Source organism: Franconibacter pulveris (assembly GCF_056780215.1).
Genome location: NZ_CM165555.1, coordinates 619305 through 642123 on the forward strand (window position 1 = coordinate 619305; position 22819 = coordinate 642123).

Consider the following 22819-nt stretch of genomic DNA (forward strand, 5'->3'; position numbering starts at 1 on the left):
CGTCAGGAGAGGAAATTCACGCCCTGTTTCAGCACAATGTCGCAGGCTTTGGTTTTCACCTTCTGGGCAAGCGGCGTAGTGCCGATGTTGTTCAGATTCAAAGGCTGGCCATCGCCTGTATCAAGCAGGCCCTGAGCGCCCTGCAGGAAATCTGGCTCCTGCTGCTGCTCCTGCGGCGTCGTGATGCCGAGCTTTTCCATCACCTGATTTTTAATATTCTCCGTACTGGTGGCGGAAACCAGCTTCTGCTTAATGCAATATTGCAGAATGCCTGCCGCGTTAGGCATGGTTTCCGCGCTCAGCGTTGAGGCGCCGCCGTTAAGCAGGCCGGTGAGCGAGGAGAGCGAAAGGCCGCCCTGCTGGGTAGTGGAGGCGGTTGCGCCGCTGCTGCTCTGCTGGCTGAGTTGACTGGCGGCGCTGGAAAGGGATTCCTGCCAGCTGGCGGCCAGGGCATTGCCGCTCATCAAGCCAGCGGCGATCGCCGCAAGGCAAATACTTTTCACTGCTTTCATCACGCTTACTCTCTTTTATGGCAATAACGCCGGAAAACTGGCCCGAGTATAACGACGCTGGCGGCGTAAATAAGCTCTCACTGCGCGCTAATTCGCAAAACGGCCTGCACAACGGCACTTTCCAGTTTTTTCTTAGGCGGCAGGGCGCGTTTTACCAAAAGGGCGCTGGCCATCGGCTTCACGCAGGGCGATGTTGGTATTAACGCCTTCGCCCGCTGCCGACAGCGGGCGGTGCGTATTAAGTAACGTCGGGTGGGGGAGAGCTATCCGTGGGCGGGAGCCTAAAAATTAATACTCTTTGCCGGTGACGCGGCTGCGGTAGCTGTCCCAGTTGAAATTCACCCACAGGCTATTGCCAAGGCGCATACGGTCCATCACGCGCTCGCCCAGAAGCCTGGTCATCTCTTCCATGTTCTGGTTAGTGAGCATGCCGGTGGGACGTTTAGAGGAGGAACGGCGATCCACAAGCTGGTTGATTATCACTTTTTCATAGCGCGATTCGCTCTGCATACCTATCTCGTCGATGACAAGCAGATCGACGTTGCTGAGATCCTTAAGCAGCTGTTCTTCACTGGTTTCACGATTGCCAAAGGTATCTTTCATCGCGGACATAATATCGGCCACCGTGATTATCATGACCGACTTGCCGCGCAGCAGCAGCTCATTGCAGATAGCGGCGGCAAGGTGGTTTTTGCCGGTTCCTGGCTTGCCTGCAAATACAAAGCTCGCAATGTTGCCATCAAATGCCTCGACATACTGACGCGCCTTGTTAACCGCATTCATCTGCCCCTCGTTTTCAACTCTGTAGTTGTCGAAAGAGCAGTTCTGGTGCAGCGGGCGAATGCCGGAGCGATTAAACGTACGCTGCATTTTCATCGCCCGGTTTTCACGCTCGATGGCTTCTGAGCGAAGACGCCCCTGCTCCTGCTGCCAGGCGAGAAGTTCTTCGCCGGTTTTAAACGCGGGCGTCACGTCGGGCGGCATAAGCCGCTTAAGACGTGCCATCAGGTCAGTGACGTTTTTCATCGTTAACCTCGGAATCCGTCAGGAATGTGGTCGTCTGGTTGCGCGATGGCATTCACATCGCGTCGCGCTCCATTGCCAGAGGCGGCGCGGTTCATCTGCACGCTGCGCGCCAGCTTCTGCTGCCACTGGATATGGTGAAACACTTTGCCTTCCGCCTGCCAGTAGGTAACGAAAGAGGCGAGTTCTTGCGGCGTGACCGGCTGAGCAAGCGGGATGCCCCATAGCGCCGCCATGCGCTGGAACTCCGCGTCAGGCTGCCAGCCCAGGTACATGCGAAATTTACCCGCCGGCGCAGGGACAGGCTGCGCAGGGTCGACAAACTCTTCATACAACTGCGCATCCAGGACGACATCCGTTTGCGGCGCGGCAAGTTGCGCTTCTTTCGCCAGCAGTTCCGCCATGCGTTCCGGCGTAACGGCGTAAAAAGCGGGCGCATTATTATCGAAAACCGCCACGGCGCCGCGTTCGGCCTGCGCCAGCACGCTGTCGGGATCGCGCCGGAAGGCGTTAATATCGACGATGTCTGCGGTTAATACTCTGGAAGACATAAAACTATCTCAATCAACGGGTTAGCTAAGATTCGCTTGAGGGGGAACGCGTCATAGCGTTTATGGCTTCATAGTAGCACAGTCGGGCTGCGTGTTTGAGGCCGCAGGCGCAGGAAAGGGCAGATATGTTGAAAAAAAACGCAGGCGCGCAAGTCGTTTTACGCGCCTGAATTCCCCGGCAGGGCAGTATTTTAAATTAATGCAGCGAGTTAGCTAATGATGTTCAGCGTAACGTCGATGTTGCCGCGGGTCGCGTTGGAGTAAGGGCAAACAATATGCGCCGCATCGACCAGTTTTTTCGCTTCCGCTGCGTCCATTCCCGGCAGGTGAATATTCAGCTTCGCTTCGATGCCAAAGCCGGTCGGCAGCGGCCCGATCCCCACTTCACCTTCAATGAACGCCTCTTTCGGCATGGTGATTTTGTCGCGCGCAGAAACGAACTTCATCGCGCCCAGGAAACAGGCGGAGTAGCCTGCGGCAAAAAGCTGTTCCGGGTTGGTGACGTCGCCACCCATACCGCCCATCTCTTTTGGCACGCCAAGCTTCACGTCCAGCACGCCGTCAGAGGAGGTAGCGCGGCCATCACGGCCCCCGGTGGCTTTTGCTTTAGCGGTGTAGATCACTTTTTCTAATGACATGGCAGGTTCCTCGTCGTTTCGTTTTAAAGTAAATATATTGAGCTATAAAATAGCGCGCTATATATATGGTTTTTTTAAAACCCTCCCGCAGGAGGGCGTTAAGCTTTATTCAGGCTGTCACGGAACGTTTCAAGCTGGGTTTTCAGGCTAACCAGCGTATCAACGTCGCAGTTCGCGGCGCAACGCACCGATTCCGGCAGCGATAGCGCTTTCGCCTGGAGGTCGCGTCCGTTCTCGGTCAGCGTGACGACAACCTGGCGTTCATCTTCGCGTGAGCGCTGGCGCAATAACAAACCGGCGCTTTCCATCCGCTTCAGCAACGGCGTCAACGTAGCGGAGTCCAGAAACAGCCGCTCGCCAATCTGCGAGACGGTAATGTCATCCTGCTCCCACAACACCATCAACACCAGATACTGCGGGTAGGTAATGCCAAGCGGCGCCAGCAATTGCCGGTACAGCTTATTCAACGCAAGGCTCGCGGAGTAAAGCGCGAAGCAGAGCTGGTTATCCAGCCTGAGCGTTTTCTCTTCATCAGCAGGTAATGTCGTTTTCATGGCTTTCAATATAGATAGTGCGCAATTTAATTGCAAGTTATTTTTTAAGGGCAGATATAGCGCAGAACGACCTGGACGGCCATCTCCCGGTAATAGTCGAGCTGGGCGCGGCTGTCGGTCTCTTCTTCAAACAGCATAGAGAAGGTGTAGCTATTGGCGACGTGGTGAAAGCTGAAGCTGCTTATCAGCCGATGAACGTCGCGGGCGTTTACCTGTTTGCTGAAGAGCTGACGTGCCTGGCCGCGGGCCAGGATCTCTTCCAGCAGCGTCAGGGCGCTGCGGTTGATATCGCGGATCCAGGCCGATTCTCGCATATAACGGCCGCGCTGCATGTTCTCCATGCAAATGATGCGAACAAAATCCGGATGGGCGGCGTGGTAGTCGAAACTAGCTTCCACCAACTGCACCATCGCTTCAACCGGCGGCATCGCCGACAGGTTCAGCGCTTTTTCGCTGGCGCGGATTTGGGTATAGACATACTCCAGCACCTGCACATAGAGCCGCTCTTTCGTTTTAAAGTGGTAGACCACCATGCGCTTGGTGGTGCCCGCCTTTTCGGCAATTTGCTCCATGCGCGCGCCGTTAAGGCCGTATTCGGCAAACAGCTCAATGGCGCTGAAGAAAATCTTCTCTTTCAGGCTGGCTTCGTCAAAGCGCGTGGGCAGATAAACATCATGATTTTCCACTACAACTCCTTGGTCCCGCAGGGATGAGCAGGGCGATTATGGCAGCGCGGGCGCGATGCACAAGCCCGCGATGGCAATTCTCTGCGTTAAACCAAAAAGAGAGTCGGGCGGCTCACACGCGCGGACGTTTACGATAAAGCCATAAACCCGGCAACGAAAGGCCGATGGAGAGCGCGCCGACAATGGACGATGCCTTCAGAAAATGGGTGACGAGCGCGATAAGATAAACCTCGTCATAGCCGAAGTGGCTGAGCTTAACGGCGGAAACCATCGCCGTGTAGGCGGAAATACCGGGAAACATCGGGATCACCGCCGCGACGGTAAAGACTTTCGGGTGCGCCAGATACCAGCGGGACCACTGAATGCCGATGCTGCCGACAAGAATCGCCGACAGAAAAGTGCTCCACTCGATGTTGAGCCCGCAAAGCATCATCGCCGTACGTGACGTGTGGCCAATAGCGCCGAGCAGCGCGCACCACGGCAATGCGCGCAAAGGCACGTTAAATACCATCGCAAAGCCCACCGCGGGGATTGCCGACAGCACCATATCCTGCAGCAGAATCAGCGCAATGTTTATTATGCCCATCCTGGCAGCCCCCATAAGGCCAGCGCGATTATCGCGCCAATACAGGTCGCCAGCGCCAGCAGGCTCGCCATAGCCCAACGCGCAAGTCCGGTATTCACATGTCCTTTAAACATATCCGCTACCGCGTTGATAAGCGGGAAGCCGGGCACCAGCAGCAGGATGCTGGCCGCCATCGCTACAGTCGGCACCTGGGCGAAAAGCGGCAACCGCAGCATCAACCCCGACACGGTGGTGGCCACAAATGCGGTAATGCAGAAATTGATTTGTGGATGCAGGTGCTGGCTGGTCAGCACCTGACGAACGTACATGGCGATAGTGCTGGCGATAAAAGTGACCAGCGCGCCGTCCCAGCCGCCGTTGTTCATTTTGCAAAAACAGGCGCAGGAGAGGCCTACCATCAGCACTACCAGCCAGCGCGGGTAGCGCAGCGGTTTAATCTGCGCGAAGCGCTTTTCCACATCGCGATAATCCAGCAGCTTATGTTCAGCCAGGATGACGATGCGCTGCACCTGGGTTACCACGTGCATGTTAATGCCGCGATCGATATTTTTTCTGGTGGTCGTTAAGCAGCGGTTGTCTTTAATGGTGGTGAGCACAATGGAGTTCGCTGAGATGGCACTCTCCACGCTATCCATGCCGAGCGCGCGCCCAAGCCGGGTAGAGAGTTCATCTATCAGCGCGCTTTCCGCGCCGTGCTGTAAAAGGAAAAGCCCGCACTCAATGCAGAGGCGGGTGATATCGCGTTGCGATGAACACTCAACTTCCATAGTTGACCTTGCCGTTAAGTAAGGCGCCCGTGGCGCGAAAAGGCGAAAAAAGGTTGTAGCACAGGGCTGAAACGGCACGGGCGCAGGCAGATCAAATTTTCAGCGGGTTGCAGACGTTTTTACCTGGAGGTGGAAAATTTGAACCCGTCCGCAAAATTGCGTGAGTGTCGAAAAGTGCAGCTTTTAACCCGAAATTGACCTTCTTTTCGCATGGGGAACGGTGAAAAATGCATTTTCACTCATTTGTGAAACATAAAAATAACAATTCAATCACCTTTCCGAGGCGAGCGACCCTATGAAAACTCAGGTTCTGATCGTTGGCGCCGGTCCGTCCGGCCTGCTGCTTGGCCAGTTGCTGCATAACGCTGGCATCAGCAACATTATTCTTGAACGCCAGACCCCGGACTATGTGCTTAGCCGCATTCGCGCCGGCATTCTGGAAAGCGGCACTGTCGAGCTGCTGCGGGAAGCGGGCGCGCATCAGCGTATGGACGCCGAAGGTCTGGTGCATGACGGCGTTGAATTTCTGGTCGAGGGCAGGCGTATTCCGGTGCCGCTCAAAGCCCTGAGCGGCGGCAAATCGGTCATGGTCTACGGCCAGACCGAAGTCACGCGTGATTTGATGCAGGCGCGAAGCGAAGCCGGGGCGCCAACGTTTTACAATGTCAGTGACGTTGCGCTGCATAACCTTAAAAGTGATAAGCCGTATGTCACTTTTAGTAAGGACGGCGAACCGTGCCGCATTGATTGCGATTACATCGCCGGCTGCGACGGATTTCATGGCGTTTCGCGCAAAGCGATCCCCACAGGCGTACTGCGGGAGTATGAATGCGTTTACCCGTTCGGCTGGCTGGGGTTGCTTGCCGATACGCCGCCCATTCACCATGAACTTATCTACGCCCACCATGACCGGGGTTTTGTGCTTTGCAGCCAGCGCTCGCTAACGCGCAGCCGCTACTATTTGCAGGTGCCGCTTACCGATAAAGCCGAAGCCTGGTCCGACGAACGCTTCTGGGATGAACTGAAGCGCCGCCTGCCGCAAGAGCTTGCGGGTAAGCTGGTTACCGGCCCTTCGCTTGAGAAAAGCATCGCGCCGCTGCGCAGTTTTGTGGTGGAGCCTATGCAGTATGGCTCGCTGTTTCTGGTGGGCGACGCGGCGCATATCGTCCCGCCGACAGGGGCGAAGGGGCTAAATCTGGCGGCGTCAGACGTTAATTATCTCTACCGCATTTTATGCGGCGTTTACCATCAGGGAAGGCGGGACTTGCTGGCGTGTTACTCGCAACTGGCGCTGCGTCGGGTATGGAAGGGAGAGCGGTTCAGCTGGTTTATGACGCGTTTGCTGCATGATTTTCAGGAGCAAAGCGGTTTTGACCGCCGGATGCAACAGGCTGAGCGCGACTATTTCCTGGGATCGCAGGCCGGGCTTACCACCATCGCTGAAAACTACGTGGGGCTGCCGTTTGAAGCGGTGCGGTAACCGGCAGGATCTTTTCTACACTCTTTAAAAATGAGCGAAGAAGTCAGAACATGAAGCCTGTAACGCCGGTTCCCGTATTTACGCTTTATGGCGAAAGCCTTAACTGGCCAACGCCGGACCTGCTGCACTGCGAATCTATTCACAGCCGCAGCAGCCTTTATGAATGGCATATCCGCATCCATCAGCATGCGGATATCGTTCAACTGCTTTACCTGCATACAGGCAGTGCGGAAATCGAAATTGAGGGAGGAAAGCGGCGCGTCTCTGAGGCTTGTATTCAGGTCGTGCCTGCGCTCTGCGTGCATAGCTTTAAGTTTTCGCCAGGCGCGCAGGGTTACTCGCTCTCCTTTTCTTCGCCGCTGGTCGCGCTTTTTGAGCAACGTTTTGGGCAACCTCTGGAAGTGCTTACCCGGCCGCGTTGCCTGCCGGTAAAAGCGTCGCGCCATCGTATTAACGCTCTATTCAACACGCTGCAGAGCGAATATGAAGGCGACAACCTGGCACGAGAGATGATGCTGCATTCGCTTATCAGCGCGCTGCTGGTCTGGCTAAATCGGCAGTGCGCCCAGAGCGAAGCGCTGCCGGAGCGGCCAAAACGCAACAAGGCGGCGATGCGCCAGTTCTCAAAGCTGCTGGAACGCCACTACCGTGAGCAGTTGCCTGTAACGGCATATGCGCAAAAGCTTGGGCTTTCCGTCACGCATCTCAATACGTTATGTCACGAGTTTCATGGCGCCAGCGCGTTGAATCTTCTTCACCAGCGCCTCACGCTGGAAGCTCGTCGCACATTGCTTTATACCAGCATGACCATAAGCCAGGTTTCAGATTATCTGGGGTTTAGCGACGCCACCTATTTCTCCCGTTTTTTTCGCCGTACGGTTGGCGTTACGCCGAAGGCGTTTCGCGATGCGGGCGCGGTAAACGCTTTGCTAAAGAAATAAATAAACTAAAAACTCTGTTTTAGATAATCTAATTGCGATATTACTTATTAAAGCTTTGCTTTTTTAATGTGTATTAATCTACATAATTTTAATTATTTTAAATAAGAGTATATCAGTGTGTAGAGAAGCACGGTTTTGTTATTTTTAACGCATTGACACTCGCCTGGAGGCTTCATAAACTACTGACGCTCATCCCGGATGAATTTTAATTGTCTGTTTTGAATAAAAGTCCTGGCGCGTTTTATTAACAATGACGTCGATGGCTTTTTCTTTTTATATTTAATTACCTCATTATTATAAGCGTTGTTATTAGTTAGTCGTCATGCTTTTGCCGGAAGGGTTTAGCCGGAGGATATATGATACCAGGACGTTGCAAGCAGGGCATTATTGTCAGCGCGTTACCCGTTATGCATAACGGGCTTAAAGCTATTATCGCCCACCATTTCCCTGACATGGAATTACATCATTATCAGAGCAGTTGTGGGCTTTCTCCGTTGCTAATGCGGCGCGCCAACCTGATTATTCAGGAAATCCCGCCAGTAGCAGACGACGCGCGAGCGGAGTGTGAGGCCTGCTATCGGCTGATCGCCCAGTTGCCCGGCATCCACTGGATTTTTATGGTGCCAAAGAACGTATTCAGCCTGGCGGTAGAGTATTTAATGCGCCCTGAAACTACGCTTCTGGCGACGACGGAGTCGGTTGAGGGCTTGATTGAGGCTATACGTCTTGGCAGCGAACGCGCGGAACGTATCAGCCAGTTATTGCTTTCTCCTCATGAGGTAAAAATACCCGGTCAAGTTAGTGCGGCTTGTACTTTAACCTCTTCAGAACGACAAGTATTACGCCTTTTGGGAAAAGGCTGGGGTATTAACCAGATAGCCCAGTTGCTTAAGAAAAGTAATAAAACCATCAGCGCTCAGAAGAACAGCGCCATGAAACGCTTATCGCTAAAAGGTAATGCGGAAATGTACGCCTGGATTAATAGCTTTCAGGGCGTCAAAGAATTGAATTTGCTTTCACTGCAAAAGGAACAGGCAGAATGGAATTTATCGCATCAGAAGTGAAAATTGCCCTTATTGAAAGCTGCGTGATGAGCGCAGCGGGGGTCAGTGTATTACTGCAACAAAACCGCAGGCCGCGTTACCAGGTTTTCACTTTTACAACGCCGGCAGAATTTCTTGCGGCGCAAGAAGCCGAATCTTTTTCCGCCGTTATCTTCTCTTTACCGGGTACGCGTGAGCATCGGCGCGAGTGTCTTACCTTTTTTGGCGAAATGGTAAAAAGCCACCCGAAAGTAAAGCGGCTGGTGATGGCGAACAACGAAGCGGAAGCGCGGCTGATAAACCAACTTTCCTTAACCTCATTTCATGGCGTACTGGATAAATCCGTGCCGCTTAATAGCTTTGCAGAAAATATTTTCGCAGCGCTAGGTGAAAACCCCAAAAACAGTGAAGGCGCTAATAAGGCTAACCCGGTAAAAGCGGCGCCGCGCCTTTTAAGCCCTACAGAGCGTACAATTTTACGTTATCTGACGGACGGCTATTCTATTTCGCAAATCGCCTCTCAGCTGGAGCGTAACATCAAGACGATTCGCGCGCATAAGTTCAACGCTATGCTCAAACTCGGCGTTAATACAGATGCTGGCCTGCTTAATGCGGCAGATATGCTGCTGCATCGCGCTACCCCTTTTTGATTTTCAGGCTCCGGCAGGGGGATCTGGCCGGAGCTTTTTTCTCACCACTTTTATTCCTGCCCCTTCAGAAGGGTTCAGGATTAGGCTGCGCGGCAACATCGTTTTTTACTGGCAGACATCTATCCACTGCGCCTCGGTCAGTTCTGCAAGGCGGGAAGGGGAGATGCGCACGGCGCTATGAATGGCGCCGGCGGCGGGTAACACTTCCTGGTAACGCTTAAGCGATACATCGCAATAGACCGCAAGCGGGTGTTCAAGGCCGAAAGGGCAAACGCCGCCGACCGGATGGCCAGTCCAGGTGATCACTTCATCGCTGCTCAGCATACGCGCTTTAGCGCCAAAGGCTGCTTTGAGCTTTTTATTATCCAGGCGGGCATCGCCTTTCGCCACGATAAGGATAATCTCGTTCCTTACCTTTAACGACAGGGTCTTGGCTATCTGTCCTGGCTCAACGTTATGCGCGGCGGCGGCCAGCGCGACGGTCGCCGTGCTTTCGTTGAGTTCAATAATGTCGATGTCGGGGGCTTTCTCGGCTAAAAACTGCCGTACAGATTCCAGACTCATGCGTTTCTCCTGCTGAAGACTTTCCTTTGCTGATATAAACCAGAATGGGCTGGTGATTGTTATTGATTAACTCACCGGTAACAAGTCGGTGTTTTCTGGATCTTCTTCACAATCACAGAAACCGGTTACTGTAACCGGTTGCAGCCCAGCTCCGGGCGATTAATACTGGTTCCGTAACCACCCTCTGTATCCCTTAAATAATAAGAGCCGTCTATGAAACGTATCCTTGTATGCTGTGCCGCTGGTCTGTCGACCAGCATGGTAGTGAATCGTATGAGGCAGGCCGCAGAGCAGCAGAATATCGCTGTGGAGCTTAACGCGGCGGGCATTAACGTATTCACGGAATCATTTTCCCGTTATGACTGTTGCCTGCTGGGGCCACAGGTTAAAACACATCTTGAGGCATGCAGGGCACAGGCAGCCACCAGCCAGATACCCGTATCTGTCATTAACTCAATGGATTATGGAATGATGCGCGGCGACAAAATTCTCGCTGACGCACTCGCGTTATTAGCCTGACAGGAGAGCCGCTATGTCTGCCAACCATGCCGCCTTTAATGTGATTTTTCGCTTTGTAGAAAATTATGTTAGCCCTATTGCAGGACGCATCTCTTCCCAGCGTCACGTAATGGCTATTCGTGACGGTTTTATTTCCGCCATGCCGTTTATGATTGTCGGGTCATTTTTACTGGTTTTCGCCTATCCGCCTTTTTCGCCGGACACCACCTGGGGGTTCGCGCGCAGCTGGCTTGATCTCGCAAAGCAGTTTGAAGGGCAAATCCTGACGCCGTTTGATATGACGATGGGCATTATGTCTATCTATATCTGCGCCGCTATCGCCTATAACCTGGGCAAGCATTACGTTAAATCCCATCAGCTCGATCCTTTTATGTGCGCCATGCTGTCGCTGATGGCTTTTCTGCTGGTTGCAGCGCCGAAAACCAAAGGCACCTTACCCGTCGATAGCCTGGGCGGCACCGGGATTTTTACTGCCATTCTGGTGGCGATTTACTGTGTAGAGATGATGCGTTTTTTGAAAGCGCACAACATCGGCATACGTTTACCGGATCAAGTGCCGCCGATGATTAAAAACTCTTTCGACCTGCTGATACCGGTGCTGGTGGTCGTGCTGACGCTCTACCCGCTGAGCCTGTTTATCCAGACGCAGTTCGATATGCTGATCCCGCAGGCAATCATGTCCCTCTTTAAACCGCTGGTTTCAGCAGCGGACTCGCTGCCCGCGATCCTGCTGGCGGTGCTGATTGGCCACCTGCTCTGGTTTGCCGGCATTCACGGCGCGGCCATTGTCTCAGGCATGTTGCAGATGTTCTGGCTGACGAACCTTGGGATGAACCAGAGCGCGCTGGCGCAGGGCGCGCCGTTGCCGCATATCTTTATGGAAGCCTTCTGGACTTTCTTTATCGTGGTGGGCGGTTCGGGCGCAACCATGGGACTGGTGCTTTGCTACCTGCGCAGTCGCTCGGTGCATCTGCGTTCGATTGGCCGTTTGAGCGTAGTGCCAAGCATTTTTAACATCAACGAGCCGGTTATCTTCGGTACGCCTATCGTGATGAACCCGGTCTTCTTTATCCCGTTCCTGCTGGCACCGATGGTTAACGCTATCATTGCCTGGGCGGCGATGAAGCTTGACCTGATTGGGCGCGTCATTTCGGTCGTGCCGTGGACGGCGCCTGCGCCTATTGGCGCCGCCTGGGGGCTGGGATGGGATTTTCGTGCGGCTATCCTGGTGGTAGTGCTGGCGGTCATTTCCGCCGTCATCTACTTCCCGTTCTTTAAAGTGTACGAAAAACAGCTGCTGGCGCAGGAAGCGGCGGAAGCGGATGCACAAAAAGAGGCGGAAGCCGAAGGGCGCCAGGTGGCGTAATCAAAAACGGCGGGGAGACCCGCCGTTATCTATTTCAGGGTGCAGTCGCCGCATTGCTGCACGTCCGGCAGACGGTAACGCTGACAGCAAGTGCGGCGAACCAGCAAACCTTCACGCAGCACAACGGTGCGGTAAAGCGGGTTGTCCTGCCCGTTGCGTAGCTGTTTTTCAAAGAAGCAGGCTTCGCGAAGGGCGTTTACTGTCTCTTCGCCAAGAAAGCTCTTCCACTCGCCAAGGCACCAGTTGATCAGGTAGCCTGTGTTGCTCCAGATAAGCCGCGCGTTGATATCGCCGGTCGCCTCAAGCGCTTTCACCACCGGCTGCAAGCAATCTGTCACCAGCTTCTCGATACGTTCGCGTGCGGATAAGGCGCTGGCGAGGTTATCCTCCTGCACGTTCAGCCAGAAGCAGGCGGCGCGGCCGGTTTCATGGAATTCGACATGAATATGCGAAGGCGTAACGGCGATGGCCTGCGGCTGCGTCAGCAGCGCCAGCATCAGCGGCGGCGCCAGTAAACCCAGATACCACTGCGCCCAGAGCGAGACCAGCGGCTTGGCCTCACGCGGCTGCGTAAGATGGTTACGATAGATATGATCGGAATAGGTAGCCATCAGAGAAGCAAGGCGGGTGGGATGCGCCCATTGTTCCAGCGTCATCGCCACGCCCGGCGGCGTCTCATTCAGTCGAATTATCTCATGAAAATGCGCGCGGTGGGTGGTAAACGCTTCGCGTAACGCCTCCGCCAGCTCAGAAGAGGGCTGGTAAAGCGGGGCGCGCCAGATAAGATCATCAGCAATCTGAAAGGAGTGGTAAGCCATGACCCTGCTTAATAGCAAATCTAAATGATAATGATTGCCAATCCTAACTATAGGCGGGGCCGATAGCAAGCGGATTCACCGAAGCGGATATCCGTAATGCCTGAAGATGTGGAGCCTGACGCAAAATGCTCAGGCAGCGTGGCGAGATTCAGAGAAAAGAATGTGGTTGCGTCCCTGATTTTTCGCTTCATAAAGCGCGGCATCCGCTTTACGCAGCGCCGAATCGATATCCTGATTTTCCAGCGGCGCAATGCCAATGCTTAGCGTCACATTGGTCGCTACGCTTTCGTTAAACATATGCGGGATACGTAAATCATAAACCCGCTGACGAATGCGCTCCGCAGCCTGGCGGGCGCTCTGGGGATCGGAATTCGTCAGAAGCACCAGAAACTCTTCGCCGCCATAACGGGTAACGATATCGCGCGAGCGCACCGAATCGCGAATCGCAGCGGAAACCCGCGTCAGCGCCTGGTCGCCCATCATATGCCCGTAGTGATCGTTATAAGCTTTGAAATGGTCGATATCCATCAGCATGACGAAATGCTGGCCGGTGCCGAGCGCCAGCACATGCTCCAGCCGGTTCTGAAAGCCGCGTCGGTTATAAAGACCCGTAAGCGGGTCCATCATGCTTAAATCGGTCAGCGTCTCTTTTTCTTCCAGCAGCTTTAACATCAGACCCTGCGAAAAGGTATCGCTGCGTTTCTGAATGAGGTGTTGAATGGCGATGCCGAGCATCGGCAGCGCGACGGCATAAGCCATGCGCATTAAATGCTGCGCCTGATCAAGCCAGATAACCGTGACGATAACCGGCAGACAGTGGCAGATAAAAGCGCTGAGGTTATTGATAAAAGATAACGAGCCGATAAACAGCACGGTGAGCAACGCCACCAGCAGGTACGAGAGATCGGGTTTCGGAATCGCCGTGAATTTAAGGGCGATTTGCGCGGCCCACATCAGCCCGAAAAGTAAAGAGACCAGGTTGATATTAATGCGTCGCTGGCTATTCAGCGCATGCCAGATAAGCAGCCCTGTACTGCCGACAAGCACGCCGGTTAAAGGCAGCGTAACTTGTTGAGCGGCATAAAGCGGGCTCACAATGCTAAACAGTGCGGAGAAAGCGTTCAGAAACAGAAACAAGCGTAGAGAGAGTTGATATTTCTCTTTAAGCAGGGCTCGCCAGGTTTGAGCTGTCATATATAAGTCGTTATTTATCAGCGCCGTAACAGATTTAAAAGCCAGGTGAAAGAAATAACGGGCGAAACAATAGTTTCGCAAAAGTTAAATAAGAGTTTAATGCTGCTGTAATGATGACCAATTTATCACCTTAGCGCAGGCATGTCATTAGCCATGCGTAAAGGATAACCCGCTTCATTGTAAACGCTGACAGATGAGAATTAATATCATATGATATTGTTTATCATTATCGATGCGAGAGACAGAGACATGTTGCAAAAGCGGCTGGAAAGCGGATGGGGAATTATCGTGCCCGGGATCCTGGTGACGCTGCTGGCGTTGAGCGATCTTAGCTTTGCACAGTGGCGCTTGATTGTGGTGTTGGCGCTGCTTTCCACATCATTAATGCTTTTTCACAAACGGTTACGCCATTTCCTGCTGCTGCCATCGTGCATTGCATTCGCAAGCGGACTCATGTTGATGGTTATGAACCTGAAAGGGTAAAGCTTAAGGAAGGCAACTCATGGAAAGAAAAAGAGAAGAGATATTCAGAAAGTGGTGCGAGGGGGGGGACTTGAACCCCCACGTCCGAAGGACACTAACACCTGAAGCTAGCGCGTCTACCAATTCCGCCACCTTCGCACTGTATTCTGAATCTTGATATCGCCTCGTTGGTGCGAGGGGGGGGACTTGAACCCCCACGTCCGAAGGACACTAACACCTGAAGCTAGCGCGTCTACCAATTCCGCCACCTTCGCCCGGTGAGAGCAATATCATGTGGTCTTTGGTGCGAGGGGGGGGACTTGAACCCCCACGTCCGTAAGGACACTAACACCTGAAGCTAGCGCGTCTACCAATTCCGCCACCTTCGCATACCAGCAATACCGGGAAGTATTGCAACCACGGAGGCGCATTCTAGATGTTTTCTGGGCTTCGTCAACAGTTAATTGCATGCCGCTTTTCTGAGTGGTGCAAAAAGCGGCACTTTTGTGACGCAGGGCGATTAACGCTTCGCGTTACGCCCCATGACCGCGCGGTAAACCTTAAAGCGCCCGGTCTGCGCCAGTACTTCATGGTTGCCAAACATTTCGTCCAGCAAGTTAGGGTAAGGAAGGAAAGCGTTCGCGACTATGCGCAGCTCGCCGCCGTTGTTAAGGTGCTTGACCGCGCCGCGAATCAACGTCTGAGCGGCTTCAAAGCTGGTCTGCAGCCCGTCGTGGAACGGCGGGTTGGAGATAATCATGTCGAAGCGGCCTTTCACTTCAGAATAGACGTTGCTGGCGAAGGCCTCGCCTTCAAAACCATTCGCGGCAAGCGTTGCGCGGCTTGCTTCAACCGCAGGCGCGCTCACGTCGCACAGCGTCAGACGCACCTTCGGCGAGTGGCTGGCCAGCACTGCCGCCAGTACGCCGGCGCCGCAGCCCACATCCAGCACTTTGCCTTTGGTGTGCGGCGAAAGGGTAGCGAGCAGCAGATCGCTGCCGACATCAAGCCCGTCACGGCTGAAAACGCCCGGCAGCGTTTTGATGGTCAGTTCGTCCAGGTGGTACTCGTTCCACCAGGCGTCTTTATCAAACGTCGGTTTGGCTTCAAGGCGACCGTGATAAAGACCGCAGCGGCGGGCGCTGTCGATTTTAGTCAGCGGGCAGTACTCTTCCAGCATCTGTTCGGCGCTACGAACGCCGCTGCGGTTTTCGCCGACCACAAACACATCGCTTCCTACCGGCAGCAGGGAAAGCAGGTTCATCAACTGGAACTGCGCTTCGGGTTTGTTCTTCGGCCAGTAGTAGATAAGCGTGTCGCTGTCGCCAACCAGTTCGGCGTCAGCCGTCAGGCCATACTGCGCCCGCTCTCCCATTGGCTTGCTGAGCACCTGCCAGTGGTGGAACTGTTGCGTATGCGCGCGGCTTGCCGCTGTCTCAAGGCGCGCGGGCAGGTCATCCTGCATATCGCCGGCGAACAGCACGCGGCTTTCCAGAAAATCATCACTGTGGCGCAGCAGGACTTCGCTTGCCGGGGAAAAAGCGGACATGAAAAACTCCTTTGGAAACTTGAGGGGCGATTATAGTGGTTTGTTGGCGCATGTTCGACGGATTTGCTATATTTGCGCCCCTCCGGCATTCACTCAGGCACCGCTATGACATCCCGACGAGACTGGCGTTTACAACAGCTGGGCATCACCCAGTGGGTATTACGTCGCCCCGCCGCGCTGCTGGGCGAAATTGCTATCGCGCTGCCTGCTCATGTCCGTCTGGTCATGGTGGCGGAAGAACTTCCTGCGCTGAGCGAGCCGATTATTCAGGATGTGCTGCGTACGTTGAAGTTGCGTCCCGATGAGGTAATGCAGCTTACGCCGGATCGGGTGGCGATGCTGCACGACGGCCATTGCAACAGCTGGTGTCTTGGCGTGACGGATCCCCTTGCGCTGCCGGGCGCGAAGCTGGTCTCGCCGGGGCTGGAAGGGCTTCGGCGCAGCAGCGCCGCTCGCGCCGCTTTGTGGCAACAAATTTGCGAAAATGATGACGATTTCTTTCCTGCAGCCGACTGATCTCGCGGCGGCTTACGCCATTGAGACGCGAAGCCACGCCTTTCCCTGGAGCGAGAAAACTTTCGCGAGCAATCAGGGCGAGCGCTACCTCAATTACCGCCTGGATATGGCGGGCGAGATGGCGGCTTTCGCCATTACCCAGGTCGTGCTCGACGAAGCAACCCTGTTTAATATCGCGGTCGACCCCGCTTATCAGCGGCGCGGGCTTGGCCGTCAGCTGCTCGAACATTTAATCAGCGAGCTGGAAACCCGCGGCGTGCTCACGCTCTGGCTTGAAGTGCGGGCCTCTAACGTGGCCGCCATTGCGCTTTATGAAAGCCTGGGCTTTAACGAGGCGACTATCCGCCGTAATTACTACCCCACCAAAGAGGGGCGCGAAGACGCGATAATCATGGCCCTGCCGCTGGGCTGATAACAAAGAAAAGGTGATGTAATGAAGTGGGACTGGATACTCTTTGATGCTGACGAAACGCTGTTTACCTTTGACGCTTTCGGCGGCTTACAGCGGATGTTTCTCGACTATAGCGTGACCTTCACCGCCGAGGATTATCAGGACTACCAGGCCATCAATAAGCCGCTCTGGGTCGATTACCAGAACGGCACCATCACGGCTTTGCAGCTTCAACATCAGCGTTTTGAAAGCTGGGCCGAGCGTCTTAACGTGCCGGCAAGCGACCTCAACCGCGCTTTTCTCAACGCGATGGCGGAGATTTGCGCGCCGCTGCCGGGCGCCGTGTCGCTGCTCGATTCCCTTAAAGGCAAGGCGAAGCTTGGCATCATTACTAACGGCTTTACCGCGCTGCAGCAGATTCGTCTTGAACGCACAGGGCTGCGTGACTATTTTGATCTCATCGTGATTTCGGAAGAGGTCGGGGTGGCGAAGCCGGACCCGCGCGTGTTTGATTACGCGCTGGCGCGCATGGGCAACCCGCCGCGCGAACGCGTGTTGATGGTGGGCGATACGGCGGAGTCGGATATTCTTGGCGGCATTAACGCCGGGATAGCGACCTGCTGGCTAAACCACCACGGGCGTACGCTGCCGGAAGATATCGCCCCGCTTTATCAGGTCACTTCGTTGAGCGAACTGGAGCAACTGCTGTGTAAACAATAATTGTCTGCCCGCCCCTGATGGGTACAATAGCCGCATTTTTCGACTCACACGCCGCGGGGCGTCTTGCCGCGCGCTTACACAGAAGATTTTGACTATGACGTTGTCTCCTTATTTGCAAGAGGTGGCCAAACGCCGCACGTTTGCCATCATCTCTCACCCGGACGCCGGTAAAACCACCATCACCGAAAAGGTGTTGCTGTTCGGACAGGCTATCCAGACCGCCGGTACGGTAAAAGGCCGCGGCTCCAGCCAGCATGCGAAATCAGACTGGATGGAGATGGAAAAGCAGCGCGGCATTTCTATTACCACTTCCGTGATGCAGTTTCCCTATAAAGAGAGCCTCGTAAACCTGCTGGATACCCCAGGCCACGAAGACTTCTCCGAAGATACCTACCGCACCCTGACGGCGGTGGACTGCTGCCTGATGGTTATCGACGCCGCGAAAGGGGTAGAGGATCGCACCCGCAAGCTGATGGAAGTGACCCGCCTGCGCGATACGCCGATTCTGACCTTTATGAACAAACTCGACCGCGACATCCGCGACCCGATGGAGTTGCTCGATGAAGTGGAGAGCGAGCTGAAAATCGCCTGCGCGCCGATCACCTGGCCGATTGGCTGCGGCAAGCTCTTTAAGGGCGTTTATCACCTTTATAAAGATGAAACCTACCTTTATCAGACAGGGCAGGGCCACACCATTCAGGAAGTGCGCATCGTTAAAGGCCTTGATAACCCGGATCTTGATAAAGCCGTAGGCGACGATCTCGCTCAGCAGCTTCGTGACGAGCTTGAGCTGGTGAAAGGCGCTTCGCACGAATTCGACCAGGAGCTGTTCCTGAGCGGCGAAATCACGCCGGTCTTTTTCGGCACCGCGCTTGGTAACTTCGGCGTTGACCATATGCTGGACGGCCTCGTGGAATGGGCGCCTGCGCCGATGCCGCGTAAAACCGACACCCGTGAAGTTGAAGCGAAAGAGGAAAAGTTCTCCGGCTTCGTCTTTAAGATCCAGGCCAACATGGACCCGAAACACCGTGACCGCGTGGCCTTCATGCGCGTGGTATCCGGAAAATATGAGAAAGGAATGAAGCTGCGCCAGGTGCGTATCGGCAAAGATGTGGTTATCTCTGACGCGCTGACCTTTATGGCGGGCGACCGCTCTCATGTTGAAGAGGCTTACCCGGGCGACATCATCGGTCTGCACAACCACGGCACCATTCAGATTGGCGATACCTTTACCCAGGGCGAGATGATGAAGTTCACCGGCATTCCGAACTTCGCGCCGGAACTGTTCCGCCGTATCCGCCTGAAAGATCCGCTCAAGCAGAAACAGTTGCTAAAAGGCCTGGTGCAGCTTTCGGAAGAGGGTGCGGTGCAGGTTTTCCGCCCGGTCGCCAACAACGATCTGATTGTCGGCGCAGTAGGCGTGCTGCAGTTTGATGTGGTCGTGGCGCGCCTGAAGAGCGAGTACAACGTTGAAGCGATTTACGAATCGGTAAACGTGGCGACCGCCCGCTGGGTTGAATGCGCGGACGTGAAGAAGTTTGAAGAGTTCAAGCGTAAAAACGAAGTGCAGCTGGCGCTGGACGGCGGCGATAACCTGACTTACATCGCGCCGACCATGGTCAACCTGAACCTTACTCAGGAGCGTTATCCTGACGTTGTTTTCCGTAAAACACGCGAGCATTAATTTTTCTTACGGGGCGCGCCGCAAGCCGCGCCCCGCCTCTTTTTTCCGCGCTTTATCCCTCTGTTTTTCCCCTTGCGGAAATTTCTTAAATTCCTGCTTTCTTTGCCGTTTTGCCGTTTTTTCGCCTTCGCCACCAGGCGTTTTTAAGAGAGTGATCTATATTTAACACTGTGATGACAAGGTCGCTGGTTTAAACAACCATTCAATGCGTGTTTGGCAGTGTTTAAACCGTGAATCTATCACTTGTTTGATATTAATAACTGACTTAAGCCGGTGTGGCGAGAGTTACTGCAATAGCATGAGGCTGTTGACAGAACGCTTCACTGTCTGAGCAACCTTGAGCAAGGCCACAAGCCCTGCTGTTTAGGAAAAGCCAGTGTCGTTATGGCTTAAGGCTCAAATTCTGAGCAAACTACAGGAATGAATCGATGAACAAGACTAAGATTTCGAAAACTCTGCTGGCCGTTGTGTTGGGTTCTGTAATGGCGACTTCTGCGGTTCACGCTGAAAGCTCCGTTACGGACAAAACAAAATCCGCTGCCGATACCGCAGGGCAAAAAATCGATAGCTCTATGAATAAAGTCGGTAATTTCATGGATGACAGCGCCATCACCGCGAAAGTAAAAGCGGCACTGGTGGACGATGAAAACATCAAGAGCACCGATATCTCCGTGAAAACCGAGAAAAGCGTGGTCACCCTGAGCGGCTTCGTAGAAAGCCAGGCGCAGGCTGAACAGGCGGTCAAAATCGCGAAAGGCGTTGAAGGCGTACAGTCCGTCAGCGACAAACTGCATGTTCGCGATGGTAAAGACCAGTCGGTGAAAGGTTACGCAGGTGATGCAGCGACTACCAGCGAAATCAAAGCTAAACTTCTGGCTGATGACATTGTGCCGTCTCGTAAGATTAAAGTGGAAACCACTGACGGCGTCGTTCAGCTCTCCGGTACCGTGGATTCTCAGAAACAGTCTGACCGGGCCGAAAGCATCGCTAAAGCCGTTGATGGCGTGAAAAGCGTCAAAAACGATCTGAAAGTGAAGTCGTAACACCCCAGACCCACTCTCCCGGATGTGGCCGGGAGAGAAGGTAAGTATGACCACCAAGAAAACACCGTCAGTGGGTCAGACGCTCACTAAGAAGCGGTAAAGTTTAACTATGGTAAAGGAGAGTCTTATGTTTCGTTGGGGCATTATTTTTCTGGTTATCGCATTAATCGCCGCCGCTCTGGGCTTTGGTGGCCTGGCGGGTACGGCAGCAGGCGCTGCGAAGATCGTCTTCGTTGTGGGTATTATTCTGTTCCTGGTCAGTCTTTTCATGGGCCGTCGTCGTCCATAGTGTGATAAAACTGTAACAGGCAGACGGGAAGGCCAGTCTTTATGACTGGCTTTCACGCTTTGGGAGCAAAATAAGCGCCTTTAAGGGCGCGATAAAAAGCAGGTGGCAGGGTGGGACAACGTATTCCGGTAACGCTCGGCAACATTGCGCCGCTGGCGTTAAAGCCGTTTCGTCCCGGCAAGCTGGCTATCGTATGCGAGGGCGGCGGTCAGCGCGGGATCTTCACAGCCGGTGTGCTGGATGAGTTCATGCGCGCTGAATTTAACCCCTTCGACGCTTTCTACGGCACTTCCGCCGGCGCCCAAAATCTCTCTGCTTATGTCTGTAACCAGCCTGGCTATGCCCGGCGCGTCATTACACGCTACACCACAACCCGCGAATTTTTTGACCCCGTTCGTTTTGTACGGGGCGGCAACCTTATCGACCTCGACTGGCTTGTGGAGGCGACCTCAAGCAAAATGCCGTTGGCGATGGACAGCGCGGCGCGTTTGTTCGACGCGGGTAAAGAATTTTACATGTGCGCTTGTCGAAGCGACGACTATTCGCCCGGCTACTTTGCGCCGCAAAACCAGACATGGCTTGATATTATTCGCGCTTCCAGCGCCATACCGGGCTTTTATCGCACAGGCGTAATGCTGGATGGCGTAAGCTACCAGGATGGTGGCATTAGCGACGCTATTCCGGTGCAGGAAGCGGCGCGCAGAGGGGCAACCACCCTGGTGGTTATCCGCACTGTGCCTTCGCAAATGTATTACACCCCGCAGTGGTTTAAACGCATGGAGCGCTGGCTCACCGACAGCAGCCTGCAGCCGCTATTAAACCTGGTGCAGCACCATGAAACCAGCTATCGCGCCATTCAGGAATTTATTGAAAAGCCCCCCGGCAAGCTGCGTATTTTTGAAATATACCCGCCTAAACCGCTGATGAGCATGGCGCTTGGCAGCCGTTTGCCGGCGCTGATGGCGGATTATAAAACTGGCCGTCTGTGCGGGCGTTACTTCCTGGCGACAGTCGGTAAGCTTCTGACCTCGAAGCCGCCGCTGCATCGTCATCGGATGGCGACGCCGCCTACGCTCGTGGTGCCGCCAGCTACCGTTGCCAACGACGTGGTCGCTACGACGCCGCTTTTTGCGCCGGAGGCTAACGATGCGGCTTTTGATAACGAGGATCTGGCCTGATGCGGCGCTTTATCGACACCCATTGCCATTTTGATTTTGCGCCTTTTCCCGGCGACGAGGCGAGAAGCCTTGAGCAGGCGGCGCAGGCAGGCGTGGAGAAAATAATCTTACCCGCTATTGAAGCCGAGCGTTTCGCCACTGTGCTGTCGCTTGCTGAGGAGCATAAAGGCATTCATGCCGCGCTCGGTCTGCATCCCATCGTGATTTACAAACATAACGACGCGGCGCTGGCGTTGCTCGAACACCACTTGCAAAACCGGCCGCAGAAAATGGTGGCGATAGGCGAGATTGGCCTCGATCTCTATATGGAGAACCCGCTGTTTGAGCGCCAGGAAGCGATACTCGACGCGCAGTTGCAGCTGGCTAAACGGTATGAACTGCCGGTTATTCTTCACTCCCGCCGCACTCACGATAAGCTGGCGATGCATCTGAAGCGGCACGACCTGCCGCGTAAAGGGGTGGTGCACGGTTTCGCAGGCAGCCTGCAACAGGCGCAGCGTTTTGTTGAAATGGGCTATCGGATTGGCGTGGGCGGCACTATCACCTATCCCCGCGCCAGTAAAACACGCAACGTCATTGCGCAATTGCCGCTTTCAGCGCTGCTTCTGGAAACCGACGCGCCTGATATGCCGCTCAACGGGTTTCAGGGGCAGCCGAATCGTCCGGAACGAGTAAACGGCGTGTTTGACGTTCTTTGTGAGCTGCGCCCTGAGCCGCCTGAACTGATTGCCGACACCATTTTGCAAAATACTCTGCAATTATTCGATTTTCCCGCCTGAAATCCGGGTTTTTCTTCTCTCCTGTGAAGGTTGTTCGCCTGCGCGTAACGCGGGTTTGCTACGCTTCACTCTAACGGCGACAAACCGCTCGCTGCTGATGCATTTGTTATTATTATAACATTTGCCGTCCACTCAACCCGACGCAGGCGAGCAGGCTATTTTTAACACATGGCCCGTGTTCAGGCTGTCATAGTGTTATGTTTATCACATATAATGGTTGTACGAATGCAATCCATGCTTTTCAAATTGTGAAACGCAACACAAAATCATTTTCAGTGGTGATGTTAAAATTCTAACATCCCCTGTGGTGAACGGC

At 54.2% G+C, this 22819-nt stretch carries 27 protein-coding genes and 3 tRNA genes; 15 read left to right on the top strand and 15 right to left on the bottom strand.

Going from position 1 to position 22819, the window contains the following annotated elements:
* Positions 1 to 2: 2 nt before the first annotated feature.
* The 8 genes from ACU4F7_RS03010 to ACU4F7_RS03045 form a co-directional block, all read right to left on the bottom strand.
* Positions 3 to 512 (bottom strand): YjjA family protein, encoded by a 510-nt coding sequence (locus ACU4F7_RS03010; protein WP_029591306.1) that lies wholly within the window; start codon positions 510 to 512, stop codon positions 3 to 5.
* 288 nt (positions 513 to 800) lie between these two features.
* Positions 801 to 1538, bottom strand: coding sequence for a replicative helicase loader DnaC (gene dnaC, locus ACU4F7_RS03015; RefSeq protein ID WP_481638010.1), 738 nt, complete (start codon positions 1536 to 1538; stop codon positions 801 to 803).
* A gap of 2 nt (positions 1539 to 1540) precedes the next feature.
* Entirely contained in the window at positions 1541 to 2086 is a 546-nt protein-coding gene (dnaT, locus tag ACU4F7_RS03020; protein ID WP_029591305.1) for a primosomal protein DnaT, read from the bottom strand.
* Between the two features lie 209 nt (positions 2087 to 2295).
* On the bottom strand, positions 2296 to 2724 hold the full coding sequence (locus ACU4F7_RS03025; protein WP_481638011.1) for an organic hydroperoxide resistance protein: 429 nt from the start codon (positions 2722 to 2724) through the stop codon (positions 2296 to 2298).
* Positions 2725 to 2822: 98 nt separating this feature from the next.
* Positions 2823 to 3278 carry a MarR family winged helix-turn-helix transcriptional regulator gene (locus tag ACU4F7_RS03030; protein WP_481638012.1) on the bottom strand — a complete coding sequence of 152 codons (456 nt, stop codon included), beginning with the start codon at positions 3276 to 3278 and terminating at the stop codon, positions 2823 to 2825.
* Positions 3279 to 3322: 44 nt separating this feature from the next.
* Positions 3323 to 3964, bottom strand: a complete 642-nt coding sequence (locus ACU4F7_RS03035; RefSeq protein WP_024559380.1) for a TetR/AcrR family transcriptional regulator — start codon at positions 3962 to 3964, stop codon at positions 3323 to 3325.
* Positions 3965 to 4076: 112 nt separating this feature from the next.
* Positions 4077 to 4550, bottom strand: coding sequence for a threonine/serine exporter (locus ACU4F7_RS03040; RefSeq protein WP_048887754.1), 474 nt, complete (start codon positions 4548 to 4550; stop codon positions 4077 to 4079).
* Positions 4541 to 5317 carry a threonine/serine exporter family protein gene (locus ACU4F7_RS03045; RefSeq protein ID WP_481638013.1) on the bottom strand — a complete coding sequence of 259 codons (777 nt, stop codon included), beginning with the start codon at positions 5315 to 5317 and terminating at the stop codon, positions 4541 to 4543. Before ACU4F7_RS03045 ends, ACU4F7_RS03040 begins: the two co-directional genes overlap by 10 nt.
* Before the next feature lie 295 nt (positions 5318 to 5612).
* Between ACU4F7_RS03045 and pobA the strand changes: the two genes are divergently transcribed.
* The 4 genes from pobA to bglJ all read left to right on the top strand — a co-directional run bounded on the left by pobA (position 5613) and on the right by bglJ (position 9431).
* Positions 5613 to 6797, top strand: a complete 1185-nt coding sequence (gene pobA / locus ACU4F7_RS03050; RefSeq protein ID WP_029591301.1) for a 4-hydroxybenzoate 3-monooxygenase — start codon at positions 5613 to 5615, stop codon at positions 6795 to 6797.
* A 50-nt stretch (positions 6798 to 6847) separates the two neighbouring features.
* A complete protein-coding gene (locus ACU4F7_RS03055) occupies positions 6848 to 7738 on the top strand; it encodes a helix-turn-helix domain-containing protein (RefSeq protein ID WP_029591300.1) in 891 nt (296 codons plus the stop codon).
* Positions 7739 to 8094: 356 nt separating this feature from the next.
* Positions 8095 to 8802 carry a helix-turn-helix transcriptional regulator gene (locus ACU4F7_RS03060; RefSeq protein ID WP_035887814.1) on the top strand — a complete coding sequence of 236 codons (708 nt, stop codon included), beginning with the start codon at positions 8095 to 8097 and terminating at the stop codon, positions 8800 to 8802.
* On the top strand, positions 8778 to 9431 hold the full coding sequence (gene bglJ, locus ACU4F7_RS03065) for a DNA-binding transcriptional activator BglJ (RefSeq protein WP_481638014.1): 654 nt from the start codon (positions 8778 to 8780) through the stop codon (positions 9429 to 9431). Before ACU4F7_RS03060 ends, bglJ begins: the two co-directional genes overlap by 25 nt.
* Before the next feature lie 105 nt (positions 9432 to 9536).
* On the opposite strand, the gene ACU4F7_RS03070 is transcribed toward bglJ, so the two are convergent.
* On the bottom strand, positions 9537 to 9995 hold the full coding sequence (locus ACU4F7_RS03070; protein WP_029591297.1) for a YbaK/EbsC family protein: 459 nt from the start codon (positions 9993 to 9995) through the stop codon (positions 9537 to 9539).
* Between the two features lie 213 nt (positions 9996 to 10208).
* Here ACU4F7_RS03070 and ACU4F7_RS03075 point away from each other — a divergent pair, with 213 nt between their 5' ends.
* Both ACU4F7_RS03075 and ACU4F7_RS03080 read left to right on the top strand, forming a co-directional pair.
* Positions 10209 to 10514 (top strand): PTS sugar transporter subunit IIB, encoded by a 306-nt coding sequence (locus tag ACU4F7_RS03075; protein ID WP_024559505.1) that lies wholly within the window; start codon positions 10209 to 10211, stop codon positions 10512 to 10514.
* 13 nt (positions 10515 to 10527) lie between these two features.
* Complete coding sequence (locus ACU4F7_RS03080; protein WP_024559506.1) at positions 10528 to 11880, top strand: PTS sugar transporter subunit IIC; 1353 nt, start codon at positions 10528 to 10530, stop codon at positions 11878 to 11880.
* Positions 11881 to 11909: 29 nt separating this feature from the next.
* Here the strand turns inward: ACU4F7_RS03080 and fhuF are convergent, their stop codons facing one another.
* Both fhuF and ACU4F7_RS03090 read right to left on the bottom strand, forming a co-directional pair.
* Positions 11910 to 12698, bottom strand: a complete 789-nt coding sequence (fhuF, locus tag ACU4F7_RS03085; protein WP_481638015.1) for a siderophore-iron reductase FhuF — start codon at positions 12696 to 12698, stop codon at positions 11910 to 11912.
* A 129-nt stretch (positions 12699 to 12827) separates the two neighbouring features.
* A complete protein-coding gene (locus ACU4F7_RS03090) occupies positions 12828 to 13892 on the bottom strand; it encodes a diguanylate cyclase (protein ID WP_481638016.1) in 1065 nt (354 codons plus the stop codon).
* A gap of 210 nt (positions 13893 to 14102) precedes the next feature.
* Here ACU4F7_RS03090 and ACU4F7_RS03095 point away from each other — a divergent pair, with 210 nt between their 5' ends.
* On the top strand, positions 14103 to 14375 hold the full coding sequence (locus ACU4F7_RS03095; protein WP_029591294.1) for a DUF1435 domain-containing protein: 273 nt from the start codon (positions 14103 to 14105) through the stop codon (positions 14373 to 14375).
* A 52-nt stretch (positions 14376 to 14427) separates the two neighbouring features.
* Here the strand turns inward: ACU4F7_RS03095 and ACU4F7_RS03100 are convergent.
* From ACU4F7_RS03100 to rsmC, 4 genes are all read right to left on the bottom strand, one after another.
* Positions 14428 to 14513 (bottom strand) — tRNA-Leu (locus ACU4F7_RS03100).
* 30 nt (positions 14514 to 14543) lie between these two features.
* A tRNA-Leu gene (locus tag ACU4F7_RS03105) sits at positions 14544 to 14629 on the bottom strand.
* Positions 14630 to 14656: 27 nt separating this feature from the next.
* Positions 14657 to 14743, bottom strand: a tRNA-Leu gene (locus ACU4F7_RS03110).
* 131 nt (positions 14744 to 14874) lie between these two features.
* Positions 14875 to 15903 carry a 16S rRNA (guanine(1207)-N(2))-methyltransferase RsmC gene (rsmC, locus tag ACU4F7_RS03115; RefSeq protein ID WP_481638017.1) on the bottom strand — a complete coding sequence of 343 codons (1029 nt, stop codon included), beginning with the start codon at positions 15901 to 15903 and terminating at the stop codon, positions 14875 to 14877.
* A 105-nt stretch (positions 15904 to 16008) separates the two neighbouring features.
* On the opposite strand from rsmC, the gene ACU4F7_RS03120 reads away from it, so the two are divergent.
* From ACU4F7_RS03120 to ACU4F7_RS03155, 8 genes are all read left to right on the top strand, one after another.
* Positions 16009 to 16419 carry a DNA polymerase III subunit psi gene (locus tag ACU4F7_RS03120; protein WP_029591293.1) on the top strand — a complete coding sequence of 137 codons (411 nt, stop codon included), beginning with the start codon at positions 16009 to 16011 and terminating at the stop codon, positions 16417 to 16419.
* Positions 16388 to 16831, top strand: coding sequence for a ribosomal protein S18-alanine N-acetyltransferase (rimI, locus tag ACU4F7_RS03125; RefSeq protein ID WP_029591292.1), 444 nt, complete (start codon positions 16388 to 16390; stop codon positions 16829 to 16831). The genes ACU4F7_RS03120 and rimI overlap by 32 nt, the downstream gene beginning before the upstream one ends.
* Before the next feature lie 21 nt (positions 16832 to 16852).
* Positions 16853 to 17530: a pyrimidine 5'-nucleotidase gene (gene yjjG, locus ACU4F7_RS03130; protein ID WP_029591291.1), complete on the top strand. Its 678-nt coding sequence runs from the start codon at positions 16853 to 16855 to the stop codon at positions 17528 to 17530.
* A gap of 94 nt (positions 17531 to 17624) precedes the next feature.
* Positions 17625 to 19214, top strand: coding sequence for a peptide chain release factor 3 (gene prfC / locus ACU4F7_RS03135; protein WP_481638018.1), 1590 nt, complete (start codon positions 17625 to 17627; stop codon positions 19212 to 19214).
* Between the two features lie 428 nt (positions 19215 to 19642).
* A complete protein-coding gene (osmY, locus tag ACU4F7_RS03140) occupies positions 19643 to 20257 on the top strand; it encodes a molecular chaperone OsmY (RefSeq protein WP_029591289.1) in 615 nt (204 codons plus the stop codon).
* 127 nt (positions 20258 to 20384) lie between these two features.
* Positions 20385 to 20546 carry a DUF1328 domain-containing protein gene (locus tag ACU4F7_RS03145; protein ID WP_002437547.1) on the top strand — a complete coding sequence of 54 codons (162 nt, stop codon included), beginning with the start codon at positions 20385 to 20387 and terminating at the stop codon, positions 20544 to 20546.
* Positions 20547 to 20656: 110 nt separating this feature from the next.
* Positions 20657 to 21724 (top strand): patatin-like phospholipase family protein, encoded by a 1068-nt coding sequence (locus ACU4F7_RS03150; RefSeq protein ID WP_481638019.1) that lies wholly within the window; start codon positions 20657 to 20659, stop codon positions 21722 to 21724.
* On the top strand, positions 21721 to 22503 hold the full coding sequence (locus ACU4F7_RS03155; RefSeq protein ID WP_481638687.1) for a TatD family hydrolase: 783 nt from the start codon (positions 21721 to 21723) through the stop codon (positions 22501 to 22503). The genes ACU4F7_RS03150 and ACU4F7_RS03155 overlap by 4 nt, the downstream gene beginning before the upstream one ends.
* Positions 22504 to 22819: the final 316 nt, after the last annotated feature.

What these genes read in the sequence shown, in the direction of transcription:
- ACU4F7_RS03095 (WP_029591294.1), top strand. Translation starts at nt 14,103, where the DNA reads ATGATATTGTTTATCATTATCGATGCGAGAGACAGAGACATGTTGCAA.
- fhuF (WP_481638015.1), bottom strand. Translation starts at nt 12,698, where the DNA reads ATGGCTTACCACTCCTTTCAGATTGCTGATGATCTTATCTGGCGCGCC.
- dnaT (WP_029591305.1), bottom strand. Translation starts at nt 2,086, where the DNA reads ATGTCTTCCAGAGTATTAACCGCAGACATCGTCGATATTAACGCCTTC.
- ACU4F7_RS03120 (WP_029591293.1), top strand. Translation starts at nt 16,009, where the DNA reads ATGACATCCCGACGAGACTGGCGTTTACAACAGCTGGGCATCACCCAG.
- osmY (WP_029591289.1), top strand. Translation starts at nt 19,643, where the DNA reads ATGAACAAGACTAAGATTTCGAAAACTCTGCTGGCCGTTGTGTTGGGT.
- dnaC (WP_481638010.1), bottom strand. Translation starts at nt 1,538, where the DNA reads ATGAAAAACGTCACTGACCTGATGGCACGTCTTAAGCGGCTTATGCCG.
- rsmC (WP_481638017.1), bottom strand. Translation starts at nt 15,903, where the DNA reads ATGTCCGCTTTTTCCCCGGCAAGCGAAGTCCTGCTGCGCCACAGTGAT.
- pobA (WP_029591301.1), top strand. Translation starts at nt 5,613, where the DNA reads ATGAAAACTCAGGTTCTGATCGTTGGCGCCGGTCCGTCCGGCCTGCTG.
- ACU4F7_RS03055 (WP_029591300.1), top strand. Translation starts at nt 6,848, where the DNA reads ATGAAGCCTGTAACGCCGGTTCCCGTATTTACGCTTTATGGCGAAAGC.
- bglJ (WP_481638014.1), top strand. Translation starts at nt 8,778, where the DNA reads ATGGAATTTATCGCATCAGAAGTGAAAATTGCCCTTATTGAAAGCTGC.
- ACU4F7_RS03040 (WP_048887754.1), bottom strand. Translation starts at nt 4,550, where the DNA reads ATGGGCATAATAAACATTGCGCTGATTCTGCTGCAGGATATGGTGCTG.
- ACU4F7_RS03090 (WP_481638016.1), bottom strand. Translation starts at nt 13,892, where the DNA reads ATGACAGCTCAAACCTGGCGAGCCCTGCTTAAAGAGAAATATCAACTC.
- rimI (WP_029591292.1), top strand. Translation starts at nt 16,388, where the DNA reads ATGATGACGATTTCTTTCCTGCAGCCGACTGATCTCGCGGCGGCTTAC.
- ACU4F7_RS03075 (WP_024559505.1), top strand. Translation starts at nt 10,209, where the DNA reads ATGAAACGTATCCTTGTATGCTGTGCCGCTGGTCTGTCGACCAGCATG.
- ACU4F7_RS03080 (WP_024559506.1), top strand. Translation starts at nt 10,528, where the DNA reads ATGTCTGCCAACCATGCCGCCTTTAATGTGATTTTTCGCTTTGTAGAA.
- yjjG (WP_029591291.1), top strand. Translation starts at nt 16,853, where the DNA reads ATGAAGTGGGACTGGATACTCTTTGATGCTGACGAAACGCTGTTTACC.
- ACU4F7_RS03025 (WP_481638011.1), bottom strand. Translation starts at nt 2,724, where the DNA reads ATGTCATTAGAAAAAGTGATCTACACCGCTAAAGCAAAAGCCACCGGG.
- ACU4F7_RS03060 (WP_035887814.1), top strand. Translation starts at nt 8,095, where the DNA reads ATGATACCAGGACGTTGCAAGCAGGGCATTATTGTCAGCGCGTTACCC.
- ACU4F7_RS03045 (WP_481638013.1), bottom strand. Translation starts at nt 5,317, where the DNA reads ATGGAAGTTGAGTGTTCATCGCAACGCGATATCACCCGCCTCTGCATT.
- ACU4F7_RS03145 (WP_002437547.1), top strand. Translation starts at nt 20,385, where the DNA reads ATGTTTCGTTGGGGCATTATTTTTCTGGTTATCGCATTAATCGCCGCC.
- ACU4F7_RS03010 (WP_029591306.1), bottom strand. Translation starts at nt 512, where the DNA reads ATGAAAGCAGTGAAAAGTATTTGCCTTGCGGCGATCGCCGCTGGCTTG.
- ACU4F7_RS03070 (WP_029591297.1), bottom strand. Translation starts at nt 9,995, where the DNA reads ATGAGTCTGGAATCTGTACGGCAGTTTTTAGCCGAGAAAGCCCCCGAC.
- prfC (WP_481638018.1), top strand. Translation starts at nt 17,625, where the DNA reads ATGACGTTGTCTCCTTATTTGCAAGAGGTGGCCAAACGCCGCACGTTT.
- ACU4F7_RS03030 (WP_481638012.1), bottom strand. Translation starts at nt 3,278, where the DNA reads ATGAAAACGACATTACCTGCTGATGAAGAGAAAACGCTCAGGCTGGAT.